This is a genomic window from Brevundimonas kwangchunensis, from assembly GCF_039523815.1.
GTDB classification, from domain to species: Bacteria; Pseudomonadota; Alphaproteobacteria; order Caulobacterales; family Caulobacteraceae; genus Brevundimonas; species Brevundimonas kwangchunensis.
Window position 1 is genome coordinate 105318 of sequence record NZ_BAAAGA010000004.1, and the last position, 6626, is coordinate 111943.

8 protein-coding genes and 1 tRNA gene are annotated in these 6626 nt (G+C 66.7%); 5 read left to right on the top strand and 4 right to left on the bottom strand.

Annotation, left to right across the window (positions count from 1 at the left end; all coding sequences use genetic code 11):
* Window positions 1-2: 2 nt before the first annotated feature.
* Window positions 3-368, bottom strand: a complete 366-nt coding sequence (locus ABDZ95_RS08665) for a response regulator (protein ID WP_183205953.1) — start codon at window positions 366-368, stop codon at window positions 3-5.
* 125 nt (window positions 369-493) lie between these two features.
* On the opposite strand from ABDZ95_RS08665, the gene ABDZ95_RS08670 reads away from it, so the two are divergent.
* The 3 genes from ABDZ95_RS08670 (at window position 494) to ABDZ95_RS08680 (ending at window position 3706) form a co-directional block, all read left to right on the top strand.
* Window positions 494-1741 (top strand): DNA polymerase IV, encoded by a 1248-nt coding sequence (locus ABDZ95_RS08670; protein ID WP_343792736.1) that lies wholly within the window; start codon window positions 494-496, stop codon window positions 1739-1741.
* 161 nt (window positions 1742-1902) lie between these two features.
* Window positions 1903-2361, top strand: coding sequence for a RidA family protein (locus ABDZ95_RS08675; protein ID WP_343792738.1), 459 nt, complete (start codon window positions 1903-1905; stop codon window positions 2359-2361).
* Between the two features lie 193 nt (window positions 2362-2554).
* A complete protein-coding gene (locus ABDZ95_RS08680) occupies window positions 2555-3706 on the top strand; it encodes a GNAT family N-acetyltransferase (RefSeq protein WP_343792740.1) in 1152 nt (383 codons plus the stop codon).
* Here the strand turns inward: ABDZ95_RS08680 and ABDZ95_RS08685 are convergent, their stop codons facing one another.
* Entirely contained in the window at window positions 3707-4063 is a 357-nt protein-coding gene (locus ABDZ95_RS08685; protein WP_343792742.1) for a phage holin family protein, read from the bottom strand.
* 103 nt (window positions 4064-4166) lie between these two features.
* On the opposite strand from ABDZ95_RS08685, the gene ABDZ95_RS08690 reads away from it, so the two are divergent.
* Window positions 4167-4604, top strand: coding sequence for an HIT family protein (locus tag ABDZ95_RS08690; RefSeq protein WP_343792744.1), 438 nt, complete (start codon window positions 4167-4169; stop codon window positions 4602-4604).
* A 157-nt stretch (window positions 4605-4761) separates the two neighbouring features.
* Here ABDZ95_RS08690 and ABDZ95_RS08695 read toward each other — a convergent pair whose 3' ends face one another.
* Complete coding sequence (locus ABDZ95_RS08695; protein ID WP_343792746.1) at window positions 4762-5115, bottom strand: DMT family protein; 354 nt, start codon at window positions 5113-5115, stop codon at window positions 4762-4764.
* Window positions 5116-5176: 61 nt separating this feature from the next.
* On the opposite strand from ABDZ95_RS08695, the gene ABDZ95_RS08700 reads away from it, so the two are divergent.
* Window positions 5177-5251, top strand: a tRNA-Thr gene (locus ABDZ95_RS08700).
* Window positions 5252-5267: 16 nt separating this feature from the next.
* Here the strand turns inward: ABDZ95_RS08700 and feoB are convergent.
* A partial coding sequence (gene feoB / locus ABDZ95_RS08705) for a ferrous iron transporter B (protein WP_343792748.1) occupies window positions 5268-6626 on the bottom strand: 1359 nt, incomplete at its 5' end.

A 6626-nucleotide genomic window follows, 5' to 3' on the forward strand; every position in this document is an offset into this window, starting at 1 on the left:
CCCTACCCCAGATGCTTCCGGACCACTTCGAGGAAGTGCATCACGGAAATGGGTTTGGAGATGTAGGCCTCGCAGCCGCCCTGGCGGATCCGCTCCTCGTCGCCCTTCATGGCGAAGGCCGTCACGGCGACGACTGGGATATGGTTCAGCTCTTCGTCGTCCTTCAGCCACTTGGTGACCTCAAGTCCGCTGATTTCCGGCAGCTGGATATCCATCAGGATCAGGTCGGGACGATACTGGCGGGCGAGCGCAAGCGCCTGCAGCCCCTCGCGGGTCTGGAGGGTCTCGTAGCCCTGCGAGTCGAGAAGATCATGAAATAGCTTCATGTTCAGCTCGTTATCCTCGACGATGAGGACTTTCTTCTGCATCACCAACCCGGCCTGTTTCGCCTCTGTTCGCGCGGTTGCGCCTGAGGCTTGTTCGCCTTCTTCGGATGCACTCTGCCCTGCGCAGTCTTAAGTTGGGGTGAAGCGACGCTTCGTGCAGGGACCAGATGAAATCCATCTGCCGCGATTGCCTGTGGACCGGGGACCGCAAGGTCGAACGCTGCGACGCCTGCGCGTCGCGGCGGGTCGTCGCGCACGACGAACTCGACAACCTCACCATCGCCCATCTGGACTGCGACGCCTTCTACGCCTCGGTCGAGAAGCGGGACCGGCCGGAGCTGCGCGACCTGCCCGTCATCATCGGCGGCGGCAAGCGCGGCGTGGTCTCGACGGCCTGCTACGTCGCCCGCCTGTACGGCGTCGGCTCGGCCATGCCGATGTTCAAGGCGCTGAAGGCCTGCCCAGAGGCCGTCGTCATCAAGCCGGACTTCGGCAAGTACGTCCCCGAGAGCGAGCGTATCTTCGGCATGGTGCGCGAACTGACGCCGCTGGTGCAGACCCTGTCGCTGGACGAGGCCTGGATCGACCTGAAGGGCACCGAACGCCTGAACGGCGGCCCGCCGGCCTTCCAGCTGATCCGCCTGCAGAAGCGGATCGAGGACGAGACCGGCCTGACCGTCTCCATCGGACTGGCGACCAACCGATTCCTCGCCAAGGTCGCGTCGGAACTGGACAAGCCGCGCGGCTTCTCGGTGCTGGGCTCCGATGCCCCCGCCCTGCTGGCCCCTAAATCCATCCGCATCCTGCCGGGCGTCGGCCCCGTCTTCGGCAAGACCCTGCAGAGCGACGGCTACGCCACCGTCGGCGATCTGGCCCGCGCCGATGTGCGCGATCTGGTCAAACGCTACGGCGAAACGGGCCTTCGCCTGCACGACCTCAGCCACGGCCGCGACGCCCGCGCGGTGAAGCCCGAGCATGATCGCAAGGGCATGAGCGCCGAGACCACCTTCAACGAGGACCTGACCGACCTCGCCGATCTCGAGGCCGAGCTCTGGCCCCTGTGCGAAAAGCTGGCGACCAAGGCCCGCCGCGACGGTGTCGCCAGCCGCGTCATCGTGCTGAAGCTGCGCAAGACGGACTTCAAAATCGTCACCCGCCGCATCAGCCTGCCCGAACCGATCCAGACCGCCCGCGCCCTGTTCGCCGCCGGCCGGGACCTGCTGAAACCCGAACTGGGCATCCCCTACCGTCTGATCGGCATCGGCATGGGCGAGGTGGTCGACGCCATCGACGGCCCCGCCGCACTGTTCGAAAGCGCCGAGGCCCGCACGCTCAAGACCGAAAAGGCCATCGACGCGCTCCGGGACAAGTTCGGAAAGTCCGCGATCGTGGCGGGACGGGCGTTGAAGGGCTGACGTATTCCTCCCAGCCAGGGGAGGGGGACCGCCGGAACGGCGGTGGAGGGGCGGTTGATCCGCGCACGATCTGCCGCCCCTCCACCATGCTTCGCATGGTCCCCCTCCCCCAAGGGGGAGGAACACGCTAAACCGCCCCCAAATCCAGACGGAGGAAATCCATGACTGTCGCCGCCCGCCTCGCCGAACTCGGCATCAACCTGCCCGAACCCGCCAAGGCGGTCGCCAACTACGTGCCGTTCGTCCAGACCGGCAACCTGCTGCACATCTCCGGCCAGCTGTCGAACGACGCCTCGGGCGGCCTGAAGGGCACCGTCGGCGCCGACGTTTCGCAGGACGACGCGGTCAAGGGTGCGCGCATGTGCGGCGTGAACCTTCTGGCCCAGATGTCGGCCGCGCTGGACGGCGATCTGGAGCGCGTCGTGCGCGTCGTGAAACTGGGCGGCTTCGTCCAGGCCGCCGGCGACTTCGAGGCCATCCCGGCCGTCATCAACGGCTGCTCGGACCTGATGGTCGAGGTCTTCGGCGACAAGGGCCGCCACGCCCGTTCGGCCGTCGGCGTCTACAAGCTGCCGCTGGGCTTCGCCGTCGAGGTGGACGCCATCGTGGAAGTCCGCTGACCGGCGCCAATCTACAGTCTTCCGCGAAGCGGCGTCAGAACCCTCGTCTGATGCCGCTGTTCGCTGGTTCGTCACAACGAACACAACGACGTCACAGCGGGCGCAACGGTATCGGCGTCACGCGCAGGCCTCGTCGTGCCCGTTGTGAACCCGTTGTGCTCGCTGTGATGAACCCACTTCCCGAACGGACCGCATGACCTTCGCGATCCGCGTTCACAACACCGTATCCGACATCGGCCGGGAGGCGTGGGACGCCTGCGCCTCCCCGACCGGCGATCCGTTCGTCTCCTTCGACTTTCTGGACGCCTGCGAGGCGTCCGGCAGCGCCGTCCCGGCCCAGGGCTGGGCCGGCCGCCATCTGGCGCTGGAAGACGCGGACGGCCGCGTCATCGGCGTCATGCCCCTCTGGCTCAAGGGCCACAGCCAGGGCGAATACGTCTTCGATCACAGCTGGGCCGATGCGTATGAGCGCGCCGGCGGCCGCTACTATCCCAAGCTCCTCGGGGCCGTGCCCTTCACCCCCGTGACCGGCCCGCGCTTCCTCGCCCATCCCGACGCCGACGCGGCGACGGTGCGCGAGGCCCTGCTTCAGGGAGCCCTGACCCTGACGGAGCGGCTCGGCGTCTCGTCGCTGCACGTCAACTTCCCGACCCGCGAGGACTGGGACGCCATGGGCGAGGCCGGCCTGCTGCGTCGGCAGGACATGCAGTATGTCTGGCGCAACGGCGGCTACGCGACCTTCGACGACTTCCTGTCGGCCCTGTCGTCCAACCGCCGCAAGACGATCCGGCGCGAGCGGCGCGAGGCGCAGGCCGGGCTCGACATCCGCACCCTGACTGGCGCCGACATCCGGCCGGAGCACTGGGACGCCTTCTTCGGCTTCTACATGGACACCGGCTCGCGGAAGTGGGGCCGGCCCTATCTGACGCGGGAGTTCTTCGCCCGCATCGGCGAGACAATGGCCGACCGCATCGCTCTTGTGATGGCTTTCCGGGACGAGCGCCCCATCGCCGGCGCGCTCAACCTGATCGGCCGCGACGCCCTGTACGGCCGCCAGTGGGGCTGTCTCGAGGACGTCCCCTTCCTGCATTTCGAGCTCTGCTATTATCAGGCCATCGACTTCGCCATCGCGCACGGACTGTCGCGGGTCGAAGCCGGCGCGCAGGGCGAGCACAAGATCGCCCGCGGCTACCTGCCATCCCCGGTCTACTCGGCCCACTTCATCGCCGATCCGGCACTGCGTGGGCCGGTCGCCGACTATCTGGAGCGGGAGCGCCCGGCGGTCGATTCAGAGATCGAGGGCCTGACGGAAGAACTCTCGCCCTTCCGCCGCGACCTCGGCTGATCAGCGCGCCGCCTCGCGGTCGCCGATGAACCAGCCGGCGATCCAGCTGATGACGCCCGTCACGATCGCCGCGCCGATCCCGGCCGCGAGCCCGTTCACCGCGAACCCGCCCAGCAACCAGGCCACCAGCCCGATCACCGCGGCGTTCACCACCAGCAGGAACAGGCCGAACGTCAGGATCGTCAGCGGGAAGGTCAGGATGGTCAGGATCGGCCGCACGATGGCGTTGGCCACGCCCAGCAGGATCGCCGCCAGAATCAGCGAGCCGCTGTCGCTGAACGACACCCCCGGCACGATCCGCGAGGCCGCCCACAGGGCCAGACAGGTGACGAGGAACTGAACGATGAAACGCAGCATGGCGGCCTCCCGATTGAACCTTGACCATAACACGCGAAGCCGCCCGGGGTTCTGTTTTCCCGGTTGGAATTGCTAGGGTGTCCGCGACGAACCGGAGCCTCCCATGACCCTTCACGCCGCCTACGACCCCGACAACATCTTCGCAAAGATCCTGCGCGGCGAGATTCCGTCGGTGAAGGTGTGGGAGGACGACGACGTCCTGGTCTTCATGGACGTCTTCCCCCAGTCCGAGGGGCACGTCCTGATCATCTCCAAGACCTCGACCGCCCGGACCATGCTGGAGATGGAGCCCGAGGCGCTCGCCAAGGTCACCGCCGCCACCCAGCGCACGGCGAAGGCCATCGAGAAGGCGCTGAAGCCCGAGGGCTTCTCGGTCTTCCAGTACAATGGCGATGCCGGCGGGCAGACAGTCTTCCACCTGCACTTCCATATCGTGCCCCGCTGGTCCGACCGGCCAATGAAAGGGCATGGCCATGCGCCGATGGCAGACTCGGCCATGCTGCGTGGTTTGGCTGACCGGATCGCGGCGGCGCTGGACTGATCCGGCGAAGCCGGCATCCCTCAAGTTCATCACAGCGCACACAACGATGCACGGCGCGCACAAAGGGCCTGAACCACGTGCGGCTATCGTCGTGTCCGTTGGGAACCCGTTGTGTTCGCTGTGACGAACCATGTTCAGAAGGGCGCTCCGCGGCGATCTAGAGCGGCCCGCGGAAGATGAACCATGCCCCGGCGATGATCAGGACGAAGCCCACCGCGTGGTTCATCGTCAGCTTCTCGCCGAGGAAGGTGACCGAGAACACGGCGAAGACGATCAGGGTGATCACCTCCTGCATCGTCTTCAGCTCGGCCGCCGAATAGACCTGATGCCCGATCCGGTTGGCGGGCACGGCGAGGCAGTATTCGAAGAAGGCGATGCCCCAGCTGACGATCACCACGATCCACAGCGGCTTGGACCCGAATTTCAGGTGACCGTACCAGGCCAGCGTCATGAAGACGTTGGAGGCGACCAGCATCAGCACCGGCGCCAGGTGAGGAATCGAGATCGGCACTTCAGCCCCCGCTTGCGTCCCGCCTCATGCGCCAGCATAAGGACCGCCCGTCAAGCGGGACGCCGGATTAGCACAGCGGTAGTGCAGCGGTTTTGTAAACCGAAGGTCGGGGGTTCGATCCCCTCATCCGGCACCACTTCCTCCCCGCCTCCTTAGCCCCCTCCGAGGGCCACCGCCACGCGGTAGGTGACGAAGGCCGCGAGGTAGGCCAGACCGAACATGTAGACGATCATGATCCAGGTCCAGCGCAGCGAGTTGGTCTCGCGACGGACCACGCCCAGAGTCGGCAGGCACTGCGGCGCGAAGATGTACCAGGCCAGGAAGGCCAGTCCCGTCGCCAGCGACCAGTTCGCCGCCAGTACGCCGGCCATGGCGCCGGTCGCGTTCTCGGCGTCCGCTACGGAGTAGACGGTCCCCAGCGCGGCCACCGCCACCTCGCGCGCGGCCATGCCGGGCACCAGGGCCACGACCATCTGCCAGTTGAAGCCGATCGGCTGGAACAGCGGCGCCAAGGCGTGGCCGATCATGCCGGCGAAGGAGTAGTCGATGGCCGGTCCCGTCGCGCCTTCCGGCGGATAGGGGAAGGTCGACAGGAACCACACGGCGATCATCAGCGGCAGGATGATCCGGGCCGCGCGGTTGATGAAGATCTTCGCCCGAAGCCACAGATTGAACAGGACATTCTTGATGTCCGGAACCTTGTAGGCCGGCAGTTCCATCATGAAGGGCTCGGTCGAGCCTCTCCACAGAATCTTGCGGATCACGAAGGACACCGTCAGGGCGCTGACGATGCCGGCGGCGTACAGGCCGAACATGACGAGGCCCTGCAGGTTCACGAACCCCCAGACCGTCTCGTTCGGGATGAAGGCGGCGATGATCAGCACATAGACCGGAATACGGGCCGAGCAGGTCATCAGCGGAGCGACCAGAATGGTGGTCAGGCGGTCGCGACGATTGTCGATCACCCGCGTCGCCATGATGCCCGGAATGGCGCAGGCGAAGCTGCTCAGCAGCGGGATGAACGCCCGACCGTGCAGGCCGGCCCCGCCCATGATCTTGTCCATCAGGAAGGCCGCGCGGGCCATGTAGCCGAAGTCTTCCAGCGCGATGATGAAGGCGAAAATGATCAGGATCTGCGGCAGGAACACCAGCACGCTGCCGACCCCGCCGATCAGGCCGTCCACCAGCAGGCTCTGCACCAGTCCCCAGGCGCCAGCGTCAGGGATCAGGGCGGCGACGCCCTGCCCCAGCAGGCCCATCAGGCTCTCGATGCCGTCCATGGCCGGTGCGGCCCAGGCGAAGACCGACTGGAACATCACGAACAGGATGGCCATGAGGATCGCCAGACCGGCCACCGGATGCAGCAGCACGCCGTCGATCTTGCCTGTCAGGGTGTCCGGCCGCTCGGGCGGCAGGACATGGGCCTTCATGATGCGCTCGGCCTCGCGCGCCTTGCTGCGCAGGGCCTCGGCATCCGGGGCGACCCATTCGCTGTCCGGCAGGACGGGGGG